Consider the following 25,728-nt stretch of genomic DNA (forward strand, 5'->3'; position numbering starts at 1 on the left):
GGAGTTCTCAGAGGACCTCGGAACGGTCCGCCCTCGGGCCGACCTGCTCCGTTTCGCTCCTCTGCTTCTCCTCCTCGCCGCGGTGCGCGTCCGCCGCCGCGGCGCCGGCCCGCACGGTCCCGGAGCGCCGGCGTGCGTCGGTTGCCCAGACGATCAGCGCACAGGTCGCGAACGCGGCCCCGAGGAGGCTGGAGGCGGCCCAGCCGTGGGAGGAGAAGACGGAGGTGGTGGCGGCTGCGCCGAGGGCGGAGCCGAGGGAGTAGAAGACCATGTAGCCGCCGATGACGCCGCTGGTGCGCTCCGGGTACGCGGTGGTGAGCACGTGCTGGTTGCTCACGTGCACGACCTGGACCGAGAAGTCCAGCACCACGATGCCGACGGCGAGCAGCCACAGGGACCAGGACAGCTGCGCGGTCGCGGCCCAGGAGGCGATGAGCAGCACCAGCGCGAGGCCGCTGATCGGGATCGCCCGTCCCGCGTCCGCCCACCGCCCCGCACGTGCGGCGCCCAGAGCGCCGGCGAGTCCGGCGATGCCGAACAGTCCGATCTGGCTCTCGCTCAGGTGCCAGGGTGCGTGTGCCAGCGGCAGGGACAGGCCACTCCACAGGGTGCCGAACGACGCGAACAGGAAGAACGCGATGAGACCGCGCGTCAGGAACAGGCGCTGCCCGAACAGCCCGCCGAGCGAGACGACGGCCTGTCGGTAGCCCGCGGGCCGGCGGGAGCCGTCCTCGGGCGGCAGCGCGCGCAGGACGAGGGCGGCGAGGGCGAGGGCGAGCACGCCGAGCACGGCGTACATGCTGCGCCAGCCCCACACCTGCGCGAGCACGCCGGTGACGAACCGCGCGCCCAGGATGCCCACCACCACACCCGACGTCACGACACCGATGTTGCGTCCGCGCTCGGCGGGCGGCGAGACCGTCGCGGCGTAGGCCACCGTGGTCTGCACCACGACCGCGAACATGCCGGCCAGGGCGAGGCCGGCGAAGGCCGTCCACGCGGCCGAAGCCGCGGCCGTCACGAACAGGCCCGCCGCGGTGACGGCCATGTGCACCGCGATGAGCCGGCGCCTGTTGGCGACCACGTCGCCGAGCGGCACGAGCAGCACCAGACCGACCAGATAGCCGAACTGGCCGGTGGAGACGATCCACCCGGCGTGTTGTGCCGACACCCCGAGGCTGTCTCCCATGGGCGGCAGCACCGTTTGCGCGGCGTAGATGCTCGCCACCGCGACACCGCACACGGTCGCGAGGAGTAACCGTCGCCAGACGTCCATCGCACTCCTTACAAATGAGTAGCAAAGTGAAACTGTTTCGACCGTAGGGCATGATGGTCTCAATCCGCAACTCATCGGGAGGTGTCATGCCGCGCCCCTCCACGGGCACTCCGAGCCCCGCCTGGACCGATCCCGACTGCCCGGTGGCCCGCACGCTCGATCTCGTCGGTGACCGGTGGAGCCTGCTGATCGTCCGGGACGCGATGGACGGCGCACGGTCCTTCACCGAGTTCCAGCAACGGACCGGCATCGCCCGCAACATCCTCACCGACCGCCTGCGCAAGCTCACCGCACACGGAGTCCTGGCCCAGCGGACCGCGCCCTCGGGCCGCCGCCTGCAGTACGTCCTCACCGACGTCGGCCGCGATCTCTTCCCCGTCCTGCTCACCCTCCGCCAGTGGGGGGAGCGCCACGCCTTCGAACCCGGCGAGGCGCACTCCGTTCTGGTCGACCGGCAGGGCGCCCGGGTGCCGGACATCAGGCCGACCGGTGCCGACGGTGCCCTCCTCGACGCCGACACCACTCACGTGCAGAAGACCGGCAGCGAACGACAGCGGTGAGGCGACGGCCGGCGAGACGGTCAGCGCCGGTGCTCGGGCACGCGCGGCGACGCGGTGTGCCCGGCCGGTTGACGGGCGGCACCCGCGGGCCAGACGACCTCCACGGCGATACCGCGGGCACGGGCGTAGGCGACCATGTGGGCGGTGGCGTCCTGCCCGCTGGACGGTGAACCGTCCCAGACGGCCAGCAGCCGGGTGCAGCCGCTGACCAGCCGTTCGTCCGCGCTCACACAGGCGTCCCGGTCCAGCGGGTCGAAGGGGAGCATCCGTATCCGCCCGGCCAGGGCCAGCAGCTCCCGGTGGGCCCGCCGGTCGTGGAACGGAGCGTCGGCGAAGGCATCGCCCCGTTCCGGGAGCAGGACAACCAGGCGCCGCCCCACCTCGTGCACCACCCGCCCGAACGCCAGGGGCAGTCCGGCGCCGGCGCGTACCAGTGCCGTCGCGTCGGGCGGCAGGCCCCGCAGGCGTTCCCGCAGTTCGGCCCGCACCAGCTCCCATGTGGCCGGGGTCAGGTCGGCATGTCCCACTGCCGTGATCATCCGATCGCTCGCTTCCTCACCGTGCGGTGCGCTCCGCTCGTATCCGTCCCGTCCACACCTGTTCAGCGGGCCGGTCCGCGCGCGTCAGCTCCGCGCGCAGCAGGTCCAGGCCCATCGGCCCCAGGTTCAGCGCGTGGTGGTGGAACCGCTTGAGGTCGAAGGCGGCGCCGTCGCGGCGGCGGGCCGCCTCCCGCGCCTCCAGCCACACCTTCTCCCCCAGCTTGTAGGCGAGGGCCTGCCCCGGGCGTCCCAGGTACCGGTCGATCTCGAACTCGACGAACCCCGGCGGGCCGAGCCCGCAGTGCTCCGTGAGGAACGCGCGGCCCAGCTGTGGCGTCCACCGCTCGCCCTCGTGGAACCCGGTGCCCGCGGGGATGGGGAGCTGCAGGTGCAGCCCGATGTCCAGGACGACCCGTGCGGCGCGCAGCAGTTGCCCGGTGGCCAGCATCCCCAGCCGGTGGGCCGGGTCGGCGAGGTATCCGAGTTCGTCCATCAGCCGCTCGGCGTACAGGCCCCACCCCTCCACGTGCCCCGGGTGCAGTTCGCACGACAGCCGCTGGAACCGGTTGAGCACGGAGGTGTTGAGCGTCGTCACGCCCAGCTGGAGGTGGTGGCCCGGGACGCCCTCGTGGAACATCGTGCCCGGCACGGTCCACGTCCGGATCGGCGCGCCCGGTTCGGGCCTGGTCCACCACACCGTGCCGGGGCGCGACAGGTCCTCGCTGGGCGCCAGGTAGAAGGCGGGCCCGTCGGCAGGGCCGATCCGGCAGTCGATCCGCCGCAGCGGCTCGGGGATCGCGAAGTGTGTCCCGTCGAGGTCGGTGATGGCGGCGTCGGCGAGTTCCTGGAGCCAGTCGCGGAACTGCGCCCTGTCGGTCATCTGGTGGCGCGGGTCCTCGTCGAGCGCCGCCAGCACGGCCGGCACCGGTTCGCCGGGCGCGATCCGCGCCGCCGTCACCGCCATCTCCCGCTGTACCCGGCCGAGTTCCTCCCAGCCCCAGGCGTAGGTCTGCCGCAGGTCCAGCCGGGTGCCGAGGAACTCCCGCACCCCGAGCCGGTAGCGCTCCTCGCCCACCGCGTCCCGCTCCGGGGCGTGGGCCGCGAGCTCCCGCGACAGGTACGCCGCCATCCGTGCCAGCGCGTGGTTCGCGGCCGTCACGGCCTGCTCCAGTGCGCCGCGCAACACGCCGTCCCCGTGCCCGGCGGGCAACCCGGCCAGGTACTGCCGCATGTCACGGCACTCCCGGGCGTTGCGGATCACCTGGCGGTACGGTGCCACCCGGCCGCCGCGCCGTGCCGCCTCCAGACTCTCCCGCAGCCCCGCCAGCGCCTCCGGTACGGCCGACAGCCGTGCCAGCAGCACCTCCCACGCGGTGTCGCGGCCCTGGTCCAGCAGACCCACCGCTTGCCGCACACGCTGGACGGGCCCGTCGAGGGTGTCCAGCAGCGTGCCGTACGCGTCGGTGTCGGCCAGCGCCACCTGCGTGGCGAGCCGCTCACGCAGCACCGCTGCCGCGACGCGTTCGGCGTCCCCGGCCACGGGCGTGTCCTCGACCGCCTTCAGCATGCGGCGCGCCGACGCCGCCCGCTCCCGCACCGCCTGGGGGCCGAAGTCGGTCAGACGGGTCTCCTGACCGGCGATGCCCATCGCCGCGGCGAGGCAGGGGTCCAGTAGGGCCAGCTCGTCCACGTACTGGTCCGCGAGATCGTTCAGTGCCGTCATGATCGGGACCCGCTTTGCGGCGGCAGCCCGGCAGCGGTGACGGCCACCGCGCACGACAGGTGCCGAGTCCTCATGCCGGCACCTGCTCCGACGTCGTCCGAACGGCCGGCCGGGTGCGGACCGAGAGCGAGGCGAACAGATCGGCGATCCAGCGCCGGCCGCCCTCGGGGCTGTCGCCCGCGACGATCCCCGCGAGCACCGTCTCGCCGGACTGGTAGGTGATGTGGTCGGGCAGCGGCGAGCCGGGCGGCAGTTCGTTCCAGGCGACCACGGCCGGGTCGTCCCGGAACGCCGCCGTCCCGTCGAGCCCCTGGAACTCCTGTCCGGCCAGGTGGTGGCCGGGGCAGACGAACCAGCCGTACAGGCGCCGGTCGGCGGGCGGTTCGGGGATCGTTCCGGTGACGCGCTCGCCGAGCAGCGCGCGCAGCTCGTACGAGGGGAGGTGGACGCCGGTGGCCAGCTCGACGGTCGCCACCACGTCGGCGCCCCCTACCCGGTTGCCGACCTCCAGGAAGACCAGTTCCCCCCGGTGCGCGATCGCCTCCAGATGGAAACTGCCGTCCTGGATGCGCACCGCCGCCAGGGCGCGGGACACCCAGGCGCGCTCCTCCTCGGACAGGGCGAGCTGGAAGGACCCCAGTGGCCCGCCCTGCGCGTACTGCAGGCAGGTGCCGACGTACTCACTGCCGCTCAGGACCAGGACTTCGCCGCCCTGCACCAGGCCGTCGAAGTGCCTGATCGGCCCGGGGACGAACTCCTCCACCTCGAAGTCCGCCAGGCCGCTGCCCGCGTCGAGCCCGGGGATGCCGGTGCGGCCCCCGGTGACGGCCGCGGCGGCCTGCCGGGGCGTGTCGAAGACGAGGACGTCCTCGCTGGACGCACCGCGATGCGGCTTCAGTACGGTCCGGCCGTCCCAGGGGACCCGGCCGTCCAGGTCGAGGAAGCGGGGCAGCGCGAGGAAGCGGGGCACGCGCAGGCCCGCCTCCTCGACCGCCTGCTTCATCAGGACCTTGTCCCGGGCCAGGGCGACCTGGTCGGCCGGTGCGCCGGGCACGCCCAGGTACTCGCGCAGCAGGGCGGCGTCGAGCAGCTCGTACTCCGACACCGAGATGACCCGGTCGAAGTCGCGGGGCCGGCGTGCCAGCCAGTCCCGTGCCTCCTCGAAGGCCGAGCCGAGACCCGGACGGCTCACCCGCTCGCAGCGCAGGTGCGGTGGCAAGGTGGCCAGCGCCTGGTCGGTCCCGAAATAGGTGACGTCGTGCCGGTCGTGGGAGATCCCCCGGTGGTATTCGATCTTGAAGTAGGGCACGCGGTGCAGGATGAGGATCTTCATCGGGTCTTCCTGAGGGAGGCGGGAGGGCGAAGGGCGCGGTCCAGGGCGTCCGACCACGCCTCGCGCAGTGCGTGGACGACGGTGCGGATATCGGTGCGGCCGCCGCGCAGGACGACGCAGCCCTGCGCCGCGAAGTCCGCGTTGTCGCGGGCGACCGCGTGCAGGTCGCGGCGCTCGGCCGACAGCCAGGAGAACTCCCTGGCCGTCAGTTCCCCCTCGGCCAGGCCGAGGCGTTCCGCGGTGGCCTGGACGGCGTCCGCGAACGGGTCCGTGCCGGACAGGACGTCATCCGGACAGAACGAGCGGTCGGTGGCGACGCCGAGCAGCACGGTCGCCGCCGAGCACCCGGGCACCAGCTCCGGCCTGCCGGAGGCCGTGCCGAAGGCCGCGTCGACCCAGCGGTGGTGCAGATCGATGCCGTAGACCCAGCGGGCCAGCGACCAGATCTTCATCCCGCCCGGTCGCCGGTTGGGCTCCACCACCGCGGCGCGCAGCCCGTCGTCGCTCAACTTGATCTCGTTGTGGAAGGGCCCGTCGCACTGGCCGACGAGCAGGTTCGCCTGCCGTCCCGCCCGTTCCAGCGTCGCGCGCTCGTGCTCGGCCACCCGGGCCGGCAGGACCTGGGCGATCTCGACGGGGTACCGGCCGACCGCGCTGATCTTCTCCGTGAGGAACTCCAGCGACCCCAGTCCGTCGAAGGAGTACTCCCTCCGGTACGGAATGAGCTCCTCGCAGATCACCCCGCCCTCCAGGTAGGGGAGGACCTCGGCGAACACCGCCGTGAGGTCGTCGCCCGGCCGGACCACGACGACGCCCCGGTTGTTGCCCTCGGCGGCGGGCTTGACGACGAAGCCCTGGGGGTGATCGCGGGCGAATCCCCTCAGCTGGTCGAGCGAGGCGATCTCGGCGAACGCGGGCACCATGATCCGTTGCGTCCGGAGCAGGTCGGCCACGCGTGCCTCGGCGAGCCGGTAGCGGTACTTGGAGAACGCGCCCTGGGCCGGCCGCGACGCGTCGACCGGGACGCCCAACCGCTCCAGCAGTTCGGCCCCGCTGTGTACGGCGTTGTCGGAGAAGACGATGCCCGCCTTGATCCGCTCGCGCCGGTCGCCGAGCAGCTTCTCGCCCATCTCGGCGAAGTCGTCGCGCAGCGGATCGAGGTCGATCACCTCGTCGGCGATGGAGCGGTCGGCCTCGGTGGGGTCGGCGCGGACGAGGATCACCGTCGCGCCGTGGTGGTCTCGCGCGTGGTCCCGCAGGTGGCGGACCTCGTCGATGCGGCTGAGGTTGTAGTCGACGATGAGGAGGATCGGCCTGGTCATCCGTGCTCCCTCTCGTACACGATCTCGATGGCGTGCTCGGAGGCGGGCAGCAGCCAGGGCAGGACCGCATCGCGGTCCGCTCGGTCCATGCGCCAGAGCACCTGGCCGAGGAACACTTCGCGCGAGGACGAGTGCACGACGTCGCCGGGTTCGAGCAGGACGTGCGACACGACGGGCTCCAGGGGGAGGTCGCCGTTCAGGCCGACCGACCGGATCGTTCCGGGCTCGGCGAAGAAGACCCGGAAGAACGTCGCGTGACGGCCCTGCGTCGTCCCGTCCGCCGCGAACGACAGCTTCTTCAGCGCCGTGCCGAAGTCGGCCGGGCTGCCGGCCGCGAGCAGGCAGTCCAGCCAGAGGTCGAGCAGGCCGGGGCCGCCGGTCAGCGCCGCCACGCTGGGCGAGATCAGGCTGCCGCCCACCCGCGGGTTGACCTCGATCAGATCCCAGCCGGACGCGGCGTGCCTCGCCTCGATGTGGAAACAGCCCCAGTCCAGGTCGAGGACGTCCAGCACGCTCGTGACCCAGCGGATCCCGGCGGCGATCTCCTCCTGCGACAGGCTGGTGGGCGGGCTGACGCAGGCGTTCTCCAACACGGTCCCCGCCGTCTCCGTGACCTGGCACTTCTCGTGCACGGCCACGACGTGCGGCTCGGCGTCGACGGCGATCACCTCGAAGCTGAACTCCCTCCCCGGCACATAGTCCTCGACGAGGAACTCCATCCCGCCGGTGACACCGTGACCCGAGCCGGCTCCGGGGCTGCCGGAACCGCCCCCGGCGGTGAAGGCGCTGGAGTAGACCGTGTCGGACCGGGCCTCGGCGGCGATGCGTTCCACCTCGGTCCAGGTCGTGTCGGCCGTGAGGGGAAACGTCCCGAAGGAGGCGATGCCGCTGACCGGTTTCACGAAGTAGCGACCGCCCGCGCGTTGGCGTTCGGCGAGCGTCTCGGGAGTCAGGGCGGACGCCCGGCCGCGGCTGAGTCCGGCGTCGGCCAGCCGGTTTCGCAGCGTCAGTTTGTCCCGCAGGTCCAGGACCTGCTTCTCGTCCAGGTCCGGCACACCCAGACGGGCGTTGGCCAGCGCCATCAGATGCCGGTAGCCCTCCCAGACGGTGAGGCAGCACTGCACCGCCGCACCCGCTGCCTGGAGGTGGTCGAGGTAGTCCTCGACGTCGCGGGCCGTCAGGACGTGCCCGCCGGTCACCCGCACATCGGCGGCGAGGTCGGCCAGCGTCGCCGGCCTGGATGCCTGGTGCTGCGGTTCCGGCAAGGAGCTGAGCACATAGCCCTTCAGCCCCCGCGCCGTGACCGTGCCGAGGAGGTCCTCCATGAACGAGAACCCGACATGGCTGAGCAGCAGCACTCCCCTGGCGTTTTCGGTGCTCATTCCGGCCTCCTTGCCGGCAGGCGGGGGCGCGGCGCGGCGGCACCGCGCCCCCGCTGGGGACGGATCTCAGGCCGGCTGCTTCTCGGCCCCGGCGATGGTGTCCAGGTAGAGCTCCTCGAAGTACTGCGCCAGGATCTGCTGGTGCTCGCGGAGGTACCGCTTGAACGCCTCGATGTCGTCCTGGCTGCGCAGCAGGTGCCGGACGGCCGCCCACACCTCGCCGGGGTGGTCGTCGTTGATGTCGGTGTGCGAGTGGTTGATCTGGCCGCCGATGTTGGCCTCGCCGACCGACTTCTTCAGCGCCTCCAGCTTCCTCGGCTCCAGCTGCACGTTCACGTACTCGACGAGGTAGGAGTACGCCACCACGCCCAGCGGGCCCTCGTGGTCCAGGAGGTAGGAGAAGTAGCCGGTGAGCAGCTTGGTCGACAGGTACGGCTCGGTGGCCAGGAACTGTTCGCGGGACACGCCCGCCTTCTCCAGGTCGGCGATGAACAGTTCGTCGTGGAGCATCTCCTCCTGCTCGTAGTTGGCCCAGACCTGCGCCGCCTCGGGGCTGGTCTTGGCGATCTCCACCAGTGCCTTGGCCTCGGAGACGCGCAGCATCCGGATGCGCCAGGCGGTCTCGATCAGGTTCCGCCGGTAGTACGCGGAGTCGACGTTCTTCCCTTCGAGATGGGCGGCCTCGGGGACGTTGGCGTACCACTCCAGGACCTGCTGGTCGAGCTGCGCGTCGATCTCGGCGCGCAGTTGGGCCGCGGCAGTGCTGCTGAGGAACGGGGTACGGTCCCCGTAGCCGACGTTGGTCACGCGGTTCGGCATGGTTCACCTTTCGGTTCGGACACTCGGACTCTTCGTGCGAGCGGATTCAGATGTCGTCGGCGACGCGAACGGTCGCGTCGCCCCGCAGCCGGCACTGGCAGGCCAGGCGGTGGGTGCCGCCGGTGCGGCCGAGGTCTTCCAGGAAGTCGAGTTCGTCGGGGTCGGGTTCGCCGAGGGAGCCGAGACCCTCCAGCACCTCGATGACGCACGCGCCGCACGATCCGGAGCGGCATCCGAAGGGGATGGGCCGCAGCCGCGGCACCTCGTACTCGACTTCGGTGAGGGGGGATCCCGCCGGCAGCAGGACTTCGGTTCCCGCCGGAAGGATGGTCAGTTTTTTCAGGTTCATGACAGGTTGGTAGCGTCGATGTCGGTGGAGTGCTCCGGTGCGAGGCGCGCTCCCGGGCGCAGCCCGACCGCCGCGTGATTCGCCGCGGTCGCCGCCTCGCCGAAGGCCACCGATATGAGGGGAACGCGACCCTCGTAATGGCAGATGTCGCCGACCGCGTACACTCCCGGCATATTCGTCCGCATCGCTCCGTCGACCAGAACGAGGCGATTACTCATCCGGAGTCCCCAATCGGCGATCGGGCCGATGTTGGTGATGAATCCCAACGCCCCGACGAGAGCCTGTGCGGGCATTTTCAATTCGCCCTCCTCCGCCCGGACCCACACTTCTTCCAGATTTCCGGCTCCTTTACAGGCCGTCACCTGCGCGTCGGTCACCACTCGAACGCCCGACGCGTACATCTGCTTGACGCTGTGCTCATGGGCGCGGAAGGCCGAGCGCCGGTGCACGACCGTGACGGACCGTGCGATCGGCGCGAGGGCGAGAGCCCAGTCGACCGCGCTGTCGCCACCGCCCACGATCACCACGTCACGGTCCCGGTGCTCGTCGGGACGCGGCACGTGGTGGGCCACGCCACGCCCCTGATAGGGCCCCAGGCACGGCAGGGTGCGCGGGACCGAACGGCCGAGTCCGGCTGCGATCACGACGGCTCCGGCACGCACCAACCCGCCGTCCTCCAGCCGTATCGCCCAGCCTCTGCCCTCCTCCGGCACCAGGGAGACCGCCGTCCGGCCGAGCAGGTAACGCGGGCGGAACGGCTCCACCTGGGCGATCAGACCGTCGACCAGTTCCCGGCCCCGTACGGCCGGAAGGCCGGCGACGTCGTGGATCCTCTTCTCCGGGTACAGGGCCGCGACCTGCCCGCCCGGCTCCGGCAGCGCATCGACTATCACGCTGGAAAGTCCTCGGAAGCCCGCGCAGCAGGCGGTGTACAGACCGGCCGGCCCTGCGCCGACTACGGCCACGTCCGCGCTCGCTTCCGCGTCGGCCACGGTCGTCTCCACTCGAACCCCCGCTCGGTCCATCCTGAACTCCAGGTGTTTCTAGCGTTCGGTCGAAGAACTCTGCTGCCCCATTCCGAGGGCCGGTCGCCCGAGTGACACGAAGGAAATTGCCTTCCTGCCACCCGGCGCTTTCCCGTCGATATCCGGCGCTGTTGCCGCCGAACTGCATCTCATCATTCGCCGGCCCTGATCTGCCGTCAAGAAATGGATTCGAAACTCCGTCCGCCGCTATTCACGGACCGCGCGGTGCAGGACTTCTTCCGCTCCGCGCCGGACGGGCGGCCCGCTCACCGCACCGGGCGTCGCGGCTCCGGTGCGCTGCGCTGTTCGTCCGCGTCGATGACCGCCTGGCCCAATGCGCTGGCGAACCGCTCCCACTCCTTGGCGTAGGAGTTCGCCAGGTCCGCGACGGCGACGGCACAGTGCGGCGGCACCGCGGCCAGCAACTGCCGCCCCGCCTCCAGATCGGGGGCCCGCTCGTGGAGCCAGCGCAGCAACGCGCGCCCGGACTGCGTGAACCTGAGGGACGGGTCCTTCGCCAGGCTCTCGATGCGCCGGGCCCGGCCGCGCCCTGTGCACCGGCTGCTCACCGGGTCGCCCGCACCGCCCGCGGGAGACGGGTCCCGTGCTTCGCGTGCGGTGCTCCGGTCCGGTGGCCTGGGTTCCTGCTCGCCACGCCGCATCCGCTGCCGGATCTCGCACGCCGTGCTGATCGACACCCCGGCGGCGGTGGCCGCCTCCTGGAGCGTGGCGGCGGGATGTTCGGCGAGGAACGCGCCGACCGCCTCCCGGCGTCGTGCCGCATCGAGCGGACGAGAACGGCCGTCCGCACCGACCCGGACCTTCGACTGTGGAACTTCCTCACTCGAAGCACGGCGGACGGCGCCCACGGTCTTGGGCGACAGCCGGGTGATGCGCGCGACCGCCCGGTCCGACAGATCCGGGTGCTGGGCCAGGATTCGCCGGGCCGCGGCTTTCCTGTCCCGCAGGGTCAGGGGCAGACCATGGCTGACGTTGGCCGCCACGGAGTGGATGAACACCTCACTGGCCGGCCCGTCCAGATACTGGACCGGGATCATCTCGTCCCCGCGCAGCCGGGCGGCCCGGAGCCGATGCATCCCGTCGACCACGCGCAGGGTGTCCCGGTGCACCAGTATCGGCTCGATGTCGCCCTGCGCGAGGACGTCGATGTGGTCCTGGCTGAGCCCTTCCAGACGCGGCGAGTCGGCATCCACCAGCGAGGCGACGGGCGCCAGATGGACGTCGGCAGATGGTGCCGACGTCGTCGGGGCGGGATCCCGGGCCGGCGTCCGCGACCGGTCCGGCAGGAGGGTGGGGGGCGGGTTGTCCACAAGGTCTGAAGGCACCGAAGATCTGCTTTCTGTCGTTTTCTGCATGTGGGGCTGCAAGTACCGAGGAGAACGTCATCGGTTCCGGTGAGCGTGGCGCCCGGCACAGGGGTGCCGTGCGGGGGAAGACGGTGGAGCGCATCTCGCAGCGAGGGCGCGGACCGTCATGACGCGGCTAAGTCCCCGCTTGGTGGCCGGCCGGCGAATCGGCGGGACCGGCACGGCACGTCCGTCAGTCCCCGGAGGGCCGGCGGGCGCTGAGCGGCGCCTCGTACGGCTCCGCCCACCGTCGGCCTGCCCGCGCCGTACAGCCGAAGACGGGCCCGGCGGATGCTCCTGGTGTCGGCTCGTGCAGCAGTGTCATCGGGACTTCCTCCCAAGCGACGTACCGCTGTCCCCGATCGATGTGCGGCGGCCTCGCCGCCGACTGCGGGGGATCAACCGACGGCGAGGCCGAGTCAAGCATAAAGAGCGCTATTCATGTGAGTCGGCGGGACGGCCGTGGCGCCACTTGGCCAAGTCCGCCCGTACGAGCCCTCTCAACTCTGCCGCACCGGCGCGGACTTCAGCGGCCGGCCGGTCCCGTCCCCGAACTGGCTCGAATCGTCACGCGGGCCGCCACCCCCCTGGCCTTAGATAGATAACTATTTATGCTGGGCGCGGCCTCGCCGCCGGTGCATCCCCCGCCGTCGGCGGCGGGGCCGCGCACACGCATCGTGGAGAGCGGTACGTCGCATGGGAGGGATGTCCCGATGACAGTGCTGCACGAGCCGGCGCCGCCGACCCTCGCCGAGGGCGCCCAGGGCCCGTGTCTCCGGTCGTTCGTCGAGGCCGTGTTCGACCATCTGCCCCGAGCGGACCAGCGCAGGTGGGCGGAGCTGCACGTGCGGGCACTGTTGCGGACACCCGGTAAGAAGTCGTTGCGGCGGCTGGCGGAATCCGTCAGCGACTCGCCGACGGCCTCACAGGCTCTGCACCAGTTCGTGAACGCCAGCCCGTGGGACTGGACGGCGGCACGCCGGAACCTCCTGCGCCGGGTGGTACCGACCGGCGAAGCAGTGACGGCCTGGACACTGGCACCCGCCTTCATACCCAAGCGCGGCGAGTACTCCGCCGGGGTCCACCGCAGGTTCGACCCGATACTGGGCCGGCTGTCGAACTGCCAGCTCGGTCTGGTGGTGCTGGCCACGGGCGAGCACGGCCCGCTGCCCGTCGACTGGAGCCTGTACATTCCCCGGACCTGGACGCGGGCACGGCGGTCGAAGGTGCGGGTGCCGGACGAGGTCCGCGGTCCGCTGTGGTCCCAGGCCGCGGATCTCCTGCGACGAACGGCCTCGCTGTCTCCTGGCCGAGGTGCTCCTGTCACGGCCGACCTGTCCTGGCTGCCGGACCGCGAGGCGTTCCTCGCTCACCTCACACGGAGCGAACTGCCCTTCGTGGTGGAGGTCCCCGGCACCATGCGCGTCGTGCACGCGCCGTCCCCGTCGGCCGGCTCGCCACCGCTCACCGTGCGCGAACTCCTCACGGAGCAGGGCAACGTGACCGCGGAGGAACGGCAGCGCGTCCTCACGCTCCCGGTGTCCCCGTCCGGTCCGCCGAGTGGACGCGTCCGGTTGCGGTTGCTCGTCCAGCACCGGCGGGACGACTCGGCACAGTACTGGCTGACGAACCTGGTCGACCGTCCGCTGCCCGACCTGGGCGCGCTGATGCGGCAGCCGAGTCTGGCGGCGGGCGTGGTCAACACCCTGCACGAGGACTTCGGGCTGCGGGACTTCGAGGGGCGGTCGTTCCCGGGCTGGCACCACCACACCACGCTGGTGTCCGTCGCGTTCGCCTACTCCCGGCTCCACGGCCGCCCTACCTGACCCGGATCCCGCAACCGGCCGCGCGGGTGAGCGCCGGGAGCCGCTGCCGCCCGGCGAAACGGGCGTCCCGCCCCACGTGGGGGTGCCGCCCCGGGGCACGGCCGTGGCCGGGAGCGCGTCACCCGCTCGAAGCAGCGGCTGGCGACACGGCATGCTCAAGGCATGCGCGGTGCCAGGCCGCCGAGCACGGCGCGCCATACCTCCGCGATGTCGGCAACCGTCGACCCCCCCTCGGCCGCGGCCCTCCGGGACTGTGCCGCCACCCCTTCCATCACGTACATGATGAGGTGCGCCGCGGTCGCCGGCCGTACGTCGGCGGCCAGCTCACCTGCGAGCGAGGCCTCCTCCAGCAGTCGCAGGACCTCCGCGCGGAAGGCACCGGGCCAGTCGGAGCGCACGTGGCCCTCCTCGACCAGCCGCACGGCGGCCCGGGTGAGCACGGCGGTCTGCAGTGCCGTGGCCACCCGGAGCGCGAGGGAGGACAGGTCACCGAGGGGGCGACCGGTCGCGGAGTCCGCCGTGCTGAGGCGCTCCAGCTCGACGATGCCTTCCTCCACCACCGCCGACGCCAGAGCCGCCTTGGAGCGGAAGTGGAAGGTGAGGGCCCCGAGCGTCACGTTCGCCTCTACGCAGACGGAGTTGAGCGTCGTACCTTCGTAACCGTGCCGGTCGAAGTGGCGCGCTGCTGCCTGGACGAGGTTCGCGCGGGTACATGCGGCGCGTTCTCTGTTCTTCATGGAAGGGCCTCGGGGGGTCAGAACGTCTGTGAGGGTGCGGGCCGGGCCACGGACAACGGATGCGGTGGGACCGGTCGGGCCGGTCAGACGCCGGTCGGCGTCACGGCGGGCGGTTGCGCGGGCGTCTCCCGCCGAGCCCGTCCCGCCCGCCCCGCTGGGGGCGGCGTCGTGGGGCTCGTCGCGCGCTGCGGGCCTCGTGCCGGCTTCCTGTCGGCCTTCGCCATGACGAGGCCTGTCAGGTCTCCCATGTACCGTCCCCAGGTTCGGCTGCCCGTGGCCGCGGGCGGAGCGGTCCCGCGGCGGCGGCTCGACGGGCGCTCCGACCCTATGGTGAGCACCGGGTGACCGGCACGAGAACGAGGGGAACCCGGAGCGTTTCGAGCAAGTCCGCCGCTGCCGTGCGGCTAACGGGCCGTCCATCCCCCGTCGGCTGCGATGACGGCGCCCGTGGTGAACGACGAGCGGTCCGAGCACAACCAGGCCGCCGTCTGGGCGATTTCCACGGGTTCGGCCAGGCGGTGCTGCATGGCGCGCTCGGTGAACGGCTTGAACAGCGCGGGCGTGTCGGAGAGCACCTGGTCCATCAGCTCGCTCCGGGTGCTGCCGACGGCGAGTGCGTTGACGCGGATGCGCTGTTCCGCGTACTCGTCGGCCGCGGCCTTACTCAAGCCGATGACGGCGTGCTTGGCCGCGATGTAGGGGGCGGAGGCGCCGGTCGCTCGGATCCCGGCGACACTGGAAGTGTTCACGATGGAGCCGCCGCCGTGTTCGAGCATCACGGCTATCTGTGCCCGCATCGCGTTCCACACGCCTCGGGCGTTGACGTCCATGATGCGGTCGTACTCCGCGTCGTCCATCAGGTGCATGGGCGTACCGGTGGAGGTCCACCCCGCGTTGTTGAAGGCGGCGTCGAGCCGGCCGTAGGTCCGCAGCGCCGTCTCCACGGCCGCGTGCATGTCACCCGCGCGGGTCACGTCCGCCACCACGGCCGTGGCCTGCCCACCCGCTGCGCCGATCGCGGCCACCAGTTCCCGCAGCCGGTCCGCGCGGCGGGCGGCCAGGACGACGCGGGCCCCTTCCTGGGCGAAGAGCTCCGCCGCCGCCGCACCGATGCCGCTGCTCGCTCCGGTGATGAGGACCGTCTTGCCGTGCAGCAAGCCCTGTGAGGGCATGGGTCTCCTTAGCGTGACTCAACGTGGCTGGGTTGGTCGGGCACGGCTCTCCGTGGCACGGCAGCCGCCCTCTCACTCGAAACGGTCCTTGTGACCGGTCGCCCACTGGGCGAAGGTGGTCGCGGGCCTCCCGGTCAGCCGCCCGACCGTGTCCGTGGTGAATGCCTTGGCACCGGCCAGCTGGCGCTCGGCGCTTTCGAGGAGAGCGTCGGCCATCACCGGTGAGTACCTGCGTGCATAGGTGGCGTGGGCCTCCTCGCGGGAGAGCTCCCGGCAGGTGAGGGGGCGTCCGAGCACCTCGGCCAGCACTGCCGACTGTTCGTGGGCCGACAGCGACTGCGGGCCGGTGAGCTCGTACGACCGGAAGTGGTGCCGGCTGTCACCGAGGACGCGCGCCGACACCTCTGCGACGTCCTCGGGCGCGATGCACGCGTTGCGGCTGTGAGGGTGCAGCGCGTACGTGGTGCCGCTGCCGCGGATGCTCGACGCCCACGCCAGGGCATGGGACATGAACGACCGCGGCTGGATCATGGTCCACGGGATGCCGCTCGACTTGATGCGGTCCTCGTTGGTGCGCTGCCACTCGGTGATCAGATCGTGCGCCGCGGCGTCGCGCACCGCCGCCGCGGAGAGTTTGACGATGTGTCCCACCGAAGCCCTGCCGGCCGCGCGCACGATGTTGCGGTCGTGTTCGGGCCGTGTGGGGTCGTTCGTGACGACGAACACGGCGTCGGCGCCGCGAAAGGCGTCCACGACGCTGTCCACGTCGCCGTAGTCACAGGTGACGTGCCGGATGCCGGACCGCTGCCCTGTGGGACGGGGCGTGCGGCTGGTCAGGGTGAGGCGGTGACGGGGCGCCAGATGCGTCACCATCAGCGAAGCGATCTGCCCGGTGGCGCCGGTGAGGACGATGTGCCGGGACCCGGCCGCTGTCACGGTCACTGGGCGGGCAGGCGCGTGGGGCCGACGTGGATGTCGCGCAGCACCGCTTCCGAGGCGATGCTGGGCAACAGGAAGTCCCACATGTCGCAGACACGTTCCATGAGGTCGTCGCGCTTGGTCGCGAGATCCGAGTAGACCTGCATCCCGGTGCAGGCGCCGACGACGAAGCGGGCCAGCCGGTCGGTGTCGAGCCCGTCGCGGAGTTCACCGCTGCACCGGGCCACGTCCAGGTGACTGCACATCAGCGCGCGCCACTCCTCGAAGGAGGTGGCGTCGTTCATGCCGTGGCTGCCCTGTTCGGTGGCGAGACGGACCCCTGCGCGAAGGACCGGATCGCGTTTCATGCGGTCCGCCCACACCAGGGTGATGTCCACCAGGCGCTGCAACCCGGTCGAGGTGAGCCGGGGCTCTATCGTCGTCGGCTGGGCGTTCATCAGGGCTTCGGCCAGTCCCTGCTTGGAGCCGAAGTGGAAGTAGAGAGCACCGAGGGTGAGCCCCGCCCGTTCCACGATCTGGGTCACGGACGCCTTCTCGTAACCGGCCTCGTCGAAGACCTCGGCCGCCGCCAGCAGGACTCTCTGGCGGGTACGGGCAGCCTGCTCCGCCTTGGCAGTCGGCACTGGCGATCACTCCTCGACAGACATAGATAGCGTCATTTATGTTAACCGCATCGCTGTCGAGCAGGCCATCGATACGGGGGGAAACGTCGGCATGTCCCACTTGCACGGCTACGGAAGCAGCGGACCACAGGCCATCGACAAGGTCCCTCAGGAACTCGTCCACAAGCATGCGGCCACCGAAGTGCTCCTGACCGGCTGGACCACTCATGGCGGCGACCGGCACACCGTCCGGGCCCGGTGGCCCCGCTTCCACGCCTTCTACCGGCCCGGCAACCGGCGCTTCGACTCCTTGCTCTTCGTCGAGACCGTGCGCCAGACCTTCCCGCTGCTGTCCCACGTCGCCTACGGCGTCCCCTTCGGCAGCCATCTGGTCTGGGACGATTTCAGCTTCGAGGTCGAGCCGCGGGCCATGCTGATACCGCGGTCCCCGGCCGACGTCGTCCTGGACATCACGTGCTCCGACGTCCGTATGAGGAAGGACTGCCTGGTCTCGATGACCATGCACGCGGCCGTCCGCCTGAACGACCGTCACGTCGGCACCGCCCGCACCCGGTTCACCAACCACTCCCCGGCCGTGTACCGCCGGTTGCGCGGTCGGTGCGACCTTGGGGAAGGACACCGTTCCCTGCCGCTTCCCCCTGCCCTGCCGCCCGCCGCGGTCGGGCACGCCCTGGCCGGGAACGTGGTCCTGGCCGAAGCGGAACACGCGGGCCGTTGGCAGTTACGCGCCGACCAGGACCATCCGGTGCTGTTCGACCACCCCGTCGACCACGCCCCCGGCATGCTTCTCCTGGAAGCGCTCCGTCAGGCCGCTCACGCGGTCTGCCCGTCCGCCGGCAGCACGGTGACAGGGATGTCCGTGTCCTTCCAGGGCTGGGTGGAACTGGACAGCCCCGCCTGGGTCTCGGTCGCGTTCCTGCGCCGCAACGCGCTGAAGGCCGTCATAGAACAGGACGACAGGACCTGTCTGAGCGGCGAGGTCGTGTTCGAGACGGACCCGGCCCGGCCCCTGGACCGGCCGTCCTCGACGCCGTCACAGGTCCGCACCGCCGATGGCGGTCACGTCGTGCCCGACAGCCGGCGTCAGGTGCTTCCCCGGTAGGCCGCCCCGCTCACCGTGGAAACCACGGCTGGATCACGACGTCGGCCGTCGGGTCGAGCCGCCGGAAGGTGTAGGGGGTAGGCGGCCACCGCTGCCAGTCCTGCCGTGCCCGCAGCCCCGCGCGAGGCTCGTCGAAGGAGTCCGGCGTTCCTCTGCACGATCACCACGAATGGCGAACCGTGCTCCGGCCGGGACCGCAGGGCGCGGCGCAGTGCATGGGGCGGCGGTGGCCGGCGGGACCGGGCCGGAGGCGGATCTCGTCCAGGTCGACGCCGAAGACCTGGCGGCCGTCTGTCCGGCCGCCAGGTGGCAGGTCTGCTGCGGGTGTTGCGCTCCGGTCGGCGCGCCCCGGCGATGTCACCGGCGGACGACCTCGGTGTCGGGGCCGCCCACACCGCCGTCACCACCGCGAGCGCCCGGCCCCAGGGCAGCTCCCGCCACGAGCACGCTGCGCCGCCCCATACCCGTCTCCTTCCTCCTCCGGTACCGGGTCCGGCGCTACCTCGACGCTGTGGGCAGGGCGCACGACGCCGACCTCCTGCGTCCCCGGGTCGCGGCCACCGAGCAGTTCCTGATGCCGCTCCCCCGGCGCCGGGCGGCCTCCGCCGCCGCGCCGCCGACGCGACGTCGGTGTGACCGCCTCGCACCGGGCCTCGACAGGCGAGACCCCAGGTCGTCACCGATCGCTTCCACGACCCGCTCCGGAGACGGTCGGCCGGGAGAAGTGACGGCGTCCGCCGGGCGGGTGCCGCCCGGCGGACGGTGGTGCGGTCACGCACGCGGTACCGCACCCGCCCGCAGTGGCCGCCCAGGAGATGTGTTCCCTGCTCGGTCAGTGCTGGGAGGCGATGATCAGGATGACGACGAGGATGACGAGGGCGAGCAGGCATCCGCCGCCACCGCCGCCGGACGATCCCTTGCGGAACTCGACCATCCCGCCGGGGACGACGGTCGGGTGGCTGCGGCGGTAGTGCCCTTCGATCGCCTTCTCCCCCTGGGACTCGCTCCCCCAGGAGGTGCGGTGCCCGCACTCACCGCAGCGGTACCGGTAGCTGTCGGCCATGACTGTCTCCTTCTGTATGCGTCGGTCTGTATGCGTCGGTCGTTCTGGGTTCGATGGGGCGAGTGGCCGCCGGCCGAGTCCGTCGGACGCCGAGGCCGGTTCAGGCGCCGTACGTCAGTCGTCGTCCCGCCCGGCGCGGGCGAGGTGTTCAGTGAGGGCCTGGAAGACGAAGAGGTTCGGGATCCCGGACGCGGCGGTGGACCACACCAGCCAGCGGCCGTCGGCGCGGACGGCGACGCATCCGTTGCGGACCTCGACCCGCTGGACCTGGGTCCAGCGCAGGGAAGTCCGGGCGGAGCCGACGGCGTCCGCGGTGACCCACAGGGGGCCGAAGGCCAGCCGCGCGCCCTGCCGCAGCGCGGCCAGCGCCCGTGGGGCCTGCGCGGCGACGACGGCCCCGCAGATCACGGACCACCACTCCTGCGACCGGGCGAAGTCGCCGCAGCGCAGCACGACCCGTTCGCCGTGGACGTCGACCAGCACGAGGGCGCCGGTGACGCCGCGCGAGGTGAGCACCGTGCGCCGGCGCACCACCGTCGTGTCGAAGCGGACGACGTGGATCGTCCGGCCGACGGCGGCTGTCAGACCGTGCTGGTACAGGTCCAGCCGGGCGCCCGGGCTCGTGGCCACTCCGCCGTCGGCGCGCAGCAGGCGCCGCACCCGCGCGGTGGCCGGCCGGCGCCGCCAGGGCTCGGTGGGCGGCGCCCGGTAGGTGGCGCGTCGCCTGCCCAGTCGGGCCCTGCCGGCGGTCGCGGAGATCCGCGCCAGCAGCAGTTCCTCGGCGCGCTCACGGTCGTCCGCCGCCCCGCTCACGCCGCGCCCGCCCGGCCCCGGCCCGGCCCGGCGTCCTCCCCGAGCAGTGCCGCCCGCCGGGCCCGCACGAGCAGGTCGCCCGGGGCGACGCCGAGGTCGTCGCCCAGGCGCCGGGCGATGCGGTCGAAGACGGCCAGGGCCTCGGCCCGCCGGCCGTCGCGCCGCAGCGCGTGCATCAGCATCGCGGCGACCGGTTCGTTCAGCGGCTCCTCCAGGGCGAGCGCGGACAGCGAGGTGATCGCCTCCAGGCGCCGGCCAAGCCTGAGTTGCCAGTCCGCCTTCCGCTGCGCCAGGCCGACCCTGCGCTGCGCGAGCCGCACCCGCTCCGCCTCGGCGAACGGCCCGGGCAGCCCGGCCAGCGGCTCGCCGCGGAACAGCTCCAGCGCCTGGGCGCACAGCCGTACGGCCCCCGGCAGGTCGCCGGTGCGTTCGGCCTCCTCGGCCCGGGTGACCAGGTCGTCCACGCACAGCGCGTCCACCTCGGCGATGCCCTGGACCAGTCCGTATCCGTACCGGTCGCGCCGGATCACCGAGTCCGGGCGCTCGCCGAGACGCAGGATCTTGCGGAGCCGGTACACGTAGACGGGTACGACGTTGCCGTCCGGCATCTCCCTGCCCCAGACGTCCTCCAACAGTCGCCGCCTGCTGACGGAACGGCGCGGGCTCAGGGCGAGCGCCGCCAGCACGGCCTGCTGCCGCACGGGGCCGACGTCCACGGGCCGGCCCGCGAGGGTCGTCCGCAGCGGGCCGAGCACCGACACCCGGAGCCAGGGGCCGGACGCGGTGCCGGTGCGGCGTGCGGCGGTGTTCCCCGGCTCGGGCCGGCGCGGTCCCTGGCCCGGTACGACCAGACCGCAGTCGAAGGCGTGCACGATGGCGGCGGCCCGGTCGCGCAGTCCCAGCTTCTCCAGTACGCGGCCGAGCCGTTCGGCCACCACCTGTTCGGGCAGGACCAGGGTGGCGGCGATCTCGGCGTTCCCCAGGCCGCAACCGAGCGCGTAGAGCACTTCGCGTTCCTCGGCGGTGAGACCCGTGACGCCCCGGTCGCACCGGCCCGCGGTCGTCGTCGGCATGGCCACTCCCCGTTCTTCCGGACCGGTCGATCCCCTCGCCCCGGTCGTTTCGTCGATGTGGTCGAGGCTGGCCGTCGTGCAGGAAATGTGGACAGAGCATTCAACCGGTCATATGTGACCGGTGCCCGCGCTAGAGTCCCGACCTGCGGAAACGGACATTTCAAGGGGGGAAGGGCCATGGCCTGTGGCCGGTGAGTTCGGCGCGGTGCTGCGCCGGCTGCGCGAGGATGCGGGACTGACCCAGGACGAGCTGGAGCGGCGTTCCGGTGTCAGTGTGAGCACCATCCGCGGTCTGGAGACCGGCAAGCGCAGCAATCCGCGGATGACCACGGTGCAGCAGTTGGCCGACGCGCTGGCCCTGCGCAGCGAGGACCGCGAGGAGTTACTCGGTGCCGCCGTCCCGGGGCGCAGGGGCGGCGGCGCGGGCACCACGGGTGAGGCGGAAGCGAGCGCTGCGGGAGTGGGCGCTTTGGGAGCGGGCGCTTTGGGAGTGGGCGCGGCGCAAGCGGGCGAACCCGCCGTGGCGCCGCCTGCGGTGCAGGCCGCGCCGACGGAGGCGGCCGAGCAACTCGCGAGGGCGGTGGCGGCCCGCTGGCAGCGCGAGGAGGAGCAGCGGCGGATCCAGGACCCGTACCCGCTGCCGGTCCGCTGGAAGGCCGCCTGCGAGACGCTCACCGACCACTGGGCCAACATCCGCCGTCTCCCGCCGGGCGCCCCGAGCGGGCCGCTGGATCTGAGCGGCCGGCTGGAGGGCATCGCGGAGACCTACCGGAGCATCCCCTCCGGGCGGCTGGTGGTCCTCGGCAGGTCCGGGTCGGGGAAGTCGGTCCTGGCGCTGCGCTTCGTGCTGGACCATCTGAGGTCGCGGACGCCCGCCGAGCCCGTTCCGGTGATCTTCAGCATCGGCGCCTGGGACCCCACGGCCGTCACCCTGCGCGACTGGCTGACCGAGCAGTTGACGCGTGACTATCCCGGTACGGCCGCCCCGGGGCCCGGCAAGGTCAGCCTGGCCTCCGCGCTGGTCGACTCCGGCCGCGTACTGCCGGTGCTGGACGGCTTCGACGAGATGGCCGACGGTCTGCGGCGCCCCGCGCTGGAGGCCCTCAACGCCACCACGCTGCCGCTCGTGCTCACCAGCCGCCCCGCCGAGTACGCCGCCGCGGTCGAGGAGACGGATGTGCTGACCTCGGCCGCGCCGATCGAACTCGTCGATCTCACCCTGGACGACCTGGACCACTATCTGCCCCGCACCACCCGCAAGACGGACCGCTCGGACCCGGCGGCGGGCGCCTGGCAGTCCGTGCTGAAGAAGCTGCGCGAGCCCTCGCCCGACAGGTCACCGGCCCCGCTCGCCACGGTGCTGTCGACGCCGCTGATGGTGGCGCTCGCCCGCACCGTCTACAGCGATACGCCGGAGCACGATCCGGCCGAGCTGCTCGACACCGAACTGTTCCCCGGGGTGCGGGAGTTGGAGGAGCACCTGCTCGACAACTTCCTTCCCACCGTCTATCGCCGCTCCCGACCGGGTGCGCGCGGCTGGGACCCCGAGCGCGTCCAGCGCTGGCTCGGCCACCTCGCCGGCCATCTGACGGAACTGAGGACTCCGGACCTGGCCTGGTGGCGGCTCGGCCACGGTCTGCGCGGTTCCACCCGCACTCTGGTCACCGCCCTCGTCACCGCGCTGGTCATCGGACTGGTCGACGGCGCCATGGCCGCCGGTTTCAGCGGCTCGTTGGCCGGCGGCGTGCTGGACGGGGCGATCGTCGGCCCGCTGGCCGGTCTCCTGTTCGGGCTGGTGCACTGGTTCACGTACACGGTCACGGGCAAGGACGTCCAGCCGTCCGCCGTACGGCTGCGCATCCGCGGCCGGCCGGAGACCACCACGTGGCGGGCGGGGCCCCGGCTGGTGATCGGCGCCCTGGGCGGCGCGTTCTTCGGCTTCGCCTACGGGTTCGTCGTCGGCCTGTTGCACGCGTTCAGCTGGAACGCCGGGCTGTCGTCCGCGCTGGAGCTCGGGCTGATCGACGCGATCGTCTTCGGACTGGTCTTCGGTGGCGCTGCCGGGCTCTCCTTCTGTCTCCTCGGCCTCCTCGAAACGCCCCTCGACATCGTCTCCGCCGTCAGCCCGGGCAGCGTCCTGCGCGCCGACCGCCGGACGGTGCTCACCCAACTGTGCTTCTGGGCACCCGTGTTCGGCGCGGCGGTCGGATTCGGGACCGGGGTGGTGGTGGATCTGCTGCAAGGGCGCCTGGGCCGGCTCGTCATGGACCCCGCGGGCAGTCTCATGCTCGGCACCATCAGCGGTCTGGGCGGCGCGCTCGGTTATACGCTGACCCTGACCGCCTGGGGCCAGTGGTGTCTGCTCACCCGCATCTGGCTGCCGTTGACCGGACGTCTCCCCTGGGCGGTCGCCGCCTTCCTGGACGACGCCTACCAGCGCGGCGTCCTGCGCCAGGCGGGTGCGGTGTACCAGTTCCGCCACGCCCGGCTGCAGAGCCGTCTCGCGCAGGGCCGCCGGCGAGGATGAGCCGGCGGCCCCGGGGACGCGTCCGTCGAGCGATGTGCCGGCATCTCCATCAGATACCGGTGATCCAGGTGCCCTTGTCGGGATGCCAGTGGATGGTGGCCTTCTGGAAACGCTGCATCCGCCCGCCGCCGGCCTCGTCCGTCTCGTCGGTCGTCGGATACCCGAGGACACTCTCGTGGCCCCCCGCATGGAACGCGTCGTAGATCGCGTCATGCACGACGTGCGTACCCGTCGACGGCGACCACAGGAACAGCCCCCGCTCGAAGAACTGGTACCGCCCCCTCGTCCCGTCCGGCGCCCGCGAAGCATCCGCCTCGTCCATCGTCGGGAAACCCCAGCGCCGCTCCGCGTCCGTCGCCCAGAACTTGCTCAGAACATCCCCGTACACCGCGTACGCCACGTCCGGATGCCACAGGATGATCCCGTTCTGGAACTGCTGGAAGCGCCCGCCCAGCGACGAGTCGCGTTCGCCCCGGATCGGCTGTCCCAGGACGCTGCCGGGGCCGCCCATGCTGTCGTACTTGACGGCGATGGTGCCGTACGGCACGAGGTCGTCCAGCGCGTTGTAGCGGCGGGGGGAGAAGCCGCGCAGCCCGTCGTTCCAGACGCGTTCCTCGGCCACGTGGCCGAAGTCGTACTCCTCGCGAACCACCGGCCGGGTGTGGGCCGGGTCCGCCCAGCGGAGGAACAGCGCCACGTGGTCGACGCCGCCCGAGTCCCGCAGCAAGGCGTCGCCGGGTTGCAGGTCGTCGGCCGGGATGCCGGAGGTGACGTCCCACAGGCCCCAGGTGGTGAGGGAGCTGCTCAGGTGCCAGGCCATGGAGACGTAGCCAGAGCAGTCCGGGCGGTAGCAGCCGAACTGGTTCTCGTGGCAGCCGGACTGGCTGTACGGCACCTGCTCGGCGATCCACGACCAGGCACGGTCCATGGCCTCGCCCCGGCCGATCGGCCCGTCGGGGCTCGACGCGCTCGCGGCCGGTACGGCGCAGAGGGTGGCGACGAGGAACGCCGAGGTCACGGCCGCCATGCGAAGCACCTTGCGGTGAAGGGACTTCAAGGGAGTCCTCCTGTTCAGTTGTCGGTGATCCAGGTGCCCTTGTCGGGATGCCAGTGGATGGTGGCCTTCTGGAAACGCTGCATCCGCCCGCCGCCGGCCTCGTCCGTCTCGTCGGTCGTCGGATACCCGAGGACGCTCTCGTGGCCCCCCGCATGGAACGCGTCGTAGATCGCGTCATGCACGACGTGCGTACCCGTCGACGGCGACCACAGGAACAGCCCCCGCTCGAAGAACTGGTACCGCCCCCTCGTCCCGTCCGGCGCCCGCGAAGCATCCGCCTCGTCCATCGTCGGGAAACCCCAGCGCCGCTCCGCGTCCGTCGCCCAGAACTTGCTCAGAACATCCCCGTACACCGCGTACGCCACGTCCGGATGCCACAGGATGATCCCGTTCTGGAAGAGCTGGAAGCGCCCACCCAGCGAGGCCGCCTCCTCGGCCCGGACCGGCGCGCCGAGGACACTGCCGGGGCCGCCCATGCCGCCGTACTTCGCCCCGATCGTGCCGTAGGGCTGGAACGCCTCGTCCCGCAGCTCCACGGCGGTGCCCTCGGCCTGGTCGTAGCGGAGCGGGTAGGCGGAGCGCTGGACGGCCTGGGCCAGCTGCCCGGCGGTGCTGCCCTCCATGCCGGGTTCCATCTGCTCGGCGACCTCGAAGAACTTCGCCGCGGCGTAGTCGACGTCCAGGACCTGCTCGGGTGATCCCCAGCCCTGCGAGGGGCGTTGCTGGAAGACGCCGAGCGAGTCCCGGTCCCCGCACGCCAGGTTGTTCATCCGGGACTCGACCCAGCCGGTCTCGAACCCGGCGAGCATCACCTTCGGGGAGACGTTCATGCGCTGGCCGACCTCATAGACCTTGCGGGTGACCGCGATGTCGCGTTCCGCGGGGATGTCGCAGTACGCCGTGGCGGGCGCGGCGTGGCCGAGGGGGCCGGGTATCTTCGGGGGCCGGGTGCTGTCGGCGCTCGCCGGGCCGCTGCCGAGGGCGGTCAGCACCGTGAGGGCGGCGAGCAGGACTGTGCCGCCTGCTCTCACACGTCGTAAGCGGGCTGCGCTCACTTGTTTCCTCCGGGGGGTGTGTTCTCCGAGGCACACGTGCGGGGGT

Annotated in this window: 24 protein-coding genes; 4 read left to right on the plus strand and 20 right to left on the minus strand. The window is 71.9% G+C overall.

The genetic code is table 11. The annotated features are described in order from the left end of the window. Positions 1–7: 7 nt before the first annotated feature. The gene (locus tag AQJ11_RS29440) at positions 8–1,276 is read right to left on the minus strand and encodes an MFS transporter (RefSeq protein ID WP_059265171.1); all 1,269 of its coding nucleotides are present in this window, start codon (positions 1,274–1,276) and stop codon (positions 8–10) included. An 86-nt stretch (positions 1,277–1,362) separates the two neighbouring features. On the opposite strand from AQJ11_RS29440, the gene AQJ11_RS29445 reads away from it, so the two are divergent. Next, positions 1,363–1,836, plus strand: coding sequence for a winged helix-turn-helix transcriptional regulator (locus tag AQJ11_RS29445; RefSeq protein WP_014677212.1), 474 nt, complete (start codon positions 1,363–1,365; stop codon positions 1,834–1,836). 20 nt (positions 1,837–1,856) lie between these two features. On the opposite strand, the gene AQJ11_RS29450 is transcribed toward AQJ11_RS29445, so the two are convergent. From AQJ11_RS29450 to AQJ11_RS52170, 10 genes are all read right to left on the minus strand, one after another. Then, positions 1,857–2,375, minus strand: coding sequence for a hypothetical protein (locus AQJ11_RS29450; RefSeq protein ID WP_059265172.1), 519 nt, complete (start codon positions 2,373–2,375; stop codon positions 1,857–1,859). Between the two features lie 16 nt (positions 2,376–2,391). Continuing rightward, positions 2,392–4,098, minus strand: coding sequence for a DUF885 domain-containing protein (locus AQJ11_RS29455; protein ID WP_059265173.1), 1,707 nt, complete (start codon positions 4,096–4,098; stop codon positions 2,392–2,394). A gap of 70 nt (positions 4,099–4,168) precedes the next feature. Further along, positions 4,169–5,431, minus strand: a complete 1,263-nt coding sequence (locus AQJ11_RS29460) for an ATP-grasp domain-containing protein (RefSeq protein ID WP_059265174.1) — start codon at positions 5,429–5,431, stop codon at positions 4,169–4,171. Further along, positions 5,428–6,753, minus strand: coding sequence for an ATP-grasp domain-containing protein (locus AQJ11_RS29465; protein ID WP_059265175.1), 1,326 nt, complete (start codon positions 6,751–6,753; stop codon positions 5,428–5,430). Before AQJ11_RS29465 ends, AQJ11_RS29460 begins: the two co-directional genes overlap by 4 nt. Beyond that, positions 6,750–8,135, minus strand: a complete 1,386-nt coding sequence (locus AQJ11_RS29470) for an ATP-grasp domain-containing protein (protein ID WP_244218398.1) — start codon at positions 8,133–8,135, stop codon at positions 6,750–6,752. Before AQJ11_RS29470 ends, AQJ11_RS29465 begins: the two co-directional genes overlap by 4 nt. A 66-nt stretch (positions 8,136–8,201) precedes the next feature. Further along, a complete protein-coding gene (locus AQJ11_RS29475; RefSeq protein ID WP_014677206.1) occupies positions 8,202–8,954 on the minus strand; it encodes a hypothetical protein in 753 nt (250 codons plus the stop codon). A gap of 46 nt (positions 8,955–9,000) precedes the next feature. Next, complete coding sequence (locus AQJ11_RS29480; protein ID WP_058083556.1) at positions 9,001–9,303, minus strand: 2Fe-2S iron-sulfur cluster-binding protein; 303 nt, start codon at positions 9,301–9,303, stop codon at positions 9,001–9,003. Beyond that, complete coding sequence (locus AQJ11_RS29485) at positions 9,300–10,295, minus strand: NAD(P)/FAD-dependent oxidoreductase (RefSeq protein ID WP_244218399.1); 996 nt, start codon at positions 10,293–10,295, stop codon at positions 9,300–9,302. Before AQJ11_RS29485 ends, AQJ11_RS29480 begins: the two co-directional genes overlap by 4 nt. A 299-nt stretch (positions 10,296–10,594) precedes the next feature. Next, entirely contained in the window at positions 10,595–11,674 is a 1,080-nt protein-coding gene (locus AQJ11_RS29490) for a ParB/RepB/Spo0J family partition protein (protein ID WP_244218400.1), read from the minus strand. Between the two features lie 214 nt (positions 11,675–11,888). Continuing rightward, positions 11,889–12,020 (minus strand): hypothetical protein, encoded by a 132-nt coding sequence (locus tag AQJ11_RS52170; protein ID WP_279616957.1) that lies wholly within the window; start codon positions 12,018–12,020, stop codon positions 11,889–11,891. Between the two features lie 388 nt (positions 12,021–12,408). Here AQJ11_RS52170 and AQJ11_RS29495 point away from each other — a divergent pair, with 388 nt between their 5' ends. Then, positions 12,409–13,521: an IS701 family transposase gene (locus tag AQJ11_RS29495; RefSeq protein ID WP_059265176.1), complete on the plus strand. Its 1,113-nt coding sequence runs from the start codon at positions 12,409–12,411 to the stop codon at positions 13,519–13,521. A 155-nt stretch (positions 13,522–13,676) separates the two neighbouring features. Here the strand turns inward: AQJ11_RS29495 and AQJ11_RS29500 are convergent, their stop codons facing one another. The 4 genes from AQJ11_RS29500 to AQJ11_RS29515 form a co-directional block, all read right to left on the minus strand. After that, the gene (locus AQJ11_RS29500; protein WP_079082457.1) at positions 13,677–14,258 is read right to left on the minus strand and encodes a TetR/AcrR family transcriptional regulator; all 582 of its coding nucleotides are present in this window, start codon (positions 14,256–14,258) and stop codon (positions 13,677–13,679) included. Positions 14,259–14,662: 404 nt separating this feature from the next. Beyond that, positions 14,663–15,430, minus strand: coding sequence for an SDR family NAD(P)-dependent oxidoreductase (locus AQJ11_RS29505; protein WP_059265177.1), 768 nt, complete (start codon positions 15,428–15,430; stop codon positions 14,663–14,665). A 72-nt stretch (positions 15,431–15,502) separates the two neighbouring features. Beyond that, positions 15,503–16,366 (minus strand): NAD(P)H-binding protein, encoded by an 864-nt coding sequence (locus AQJ11_RS29510; protein ID WP_244218401.1) that lies wholly within the window; start codon positions 16,364–16,366, stop codon positions 15,503–15,505. A 2-nt stretch (positions 16,367–16,368) separates the two neighbouring features. Further along, entirely contained in the window at positions 16,369–16,992 is a 624-nt protein-coding gene (locus tag AQJ11_RS29515; RefSeq protein WP_059265179.1) for a ScbR family autoregulator-binding transcription factor, read from the minus strand. Positions 16,993–17,083: 91 nt separating this feature from the next. Here AQJ11_RS29515 and AQJ11_RS29520 point away from each other — a divergent pair, with 91 nt between their 5' ends. Further along, on the plus strand, positions 17,084–18,094 hold the full coding sequence (locus AQJ11_RS29520) for a ScbA/BarX family gamma-butyrolactone biosynthesis protein (protein ID WP_059265180.1): 1,011 nt from the start codon (positions 17,084–17,086) through the stop codon (positions 18,092–18,094). Between the two features lie 832 nt (positions 18,095–18,926). Here AQJ11_RS29520 and AQJ11_RS29525 read toward each other — a convergent pair. The 3 genes from AQJ11_RS29525 to AQJ11_RS29535 form a co-directional block, all read right to left on the minus strand. Then, positions 18,927–19,157 (minus strand): hypothetical protein, encoded by a 231-nt coding sequence (locus AQJ11_RS29525; protein WP_014677195.1) that lies wholly within the window; start codon positions 19,155–19,157, stop codon positions 18,927–18,929. Positions 19,158–19,271: 114 nt separating this feature from the next. After that, positions 19,272–19,970: a DUF6585 family protein gene (locus AQJ11_RS29530; protein WP_059265181.1), complete on the minus strand. Its 699-nt coding sequence runs from the start codon at positions 19,968–19,970 to the stop codon at positions 19,272–19,274. Next, the gene (locus AQJ11_RS29535; RefSeq protein WP_244218402.1) at positions 19,967–21,043 is read right to left on the minus strand and encodes an AfsR/SARP family transcriptional regulator; all 1,077 of its coding nucleotides are present in this window, start codon (positions 21,041–21,043) and stop codon (positions 19,967–19,969) included. The genes AQJ11_RS29530 and AQJ11_RS29535 overlap by 4 nt, the downstream gene beginning before the upstream one ends. A gap of 184 nt (positions 21,044–21,227) precedes the next feature. Between AQJ11_RS29535 and AQJ11_RS29540 the strand changes: the two genes are divergently transcribed. Then, the gene (locus tag AQJ11_RS29540; protein ID WP_059265183.1) at positions 21,228–23,570 is read left to right on the plus strand and encodes a helix-turn-helix domain-containing protein; all 2,343 of its coding nucleotides are present in this window, start codon (positions 21,228–21,230) and stop codon (positions 23,568–23,570) included. Positions 23,571–23,619: 49 nt separating this feature from the next. Here AQJ11_RS29540 and AQJ11_RS29545 read toward each other — a convergent pair whose 3' ends face one another. Together AQJ11_RS29545 and AQJ11_RS29550 are read right to left on the minus strand one after the other, a co-directional pair. Continuing rightward, positions 23,620–24,627 carry a hypothetical protein gene (locus AQJ11_RS29545; protein WP_059265184.1) on the minus strand — a complete coding sequence of 336 codons (1,008 nt, stop codon included), beginning with the start codon at positions 24,625–24,627 and terminating at the stop codon, positions 23,620–23,622. 14 nt (positions 24,628–24,641) lie between these two features. Next, positions 24,642–25,682: an LGFP repeat-containing protein gene (locus AQJ11_RS29550; RefSeq protein ID WP_059265185.1), complete on the minus strand. Its 1,041-nt coding sequence runs from the start codon at positions 25,680–25,682 to the stop codon at positions 24,642–24,644. Positions 25,683–25,728 lie beyond the last annotated feature (46 nt).

This window comes from Streptomyces corchorusii (assembly GCF_001514055.1).
In the GTDB taxonomy this organism is placed as follows: Bacteria; Actinomycetota; Actinomycetes; order Streptomycetales; family Streptomycetaceae; genus Streptomyces; species Streptomyces olivaceoviridis.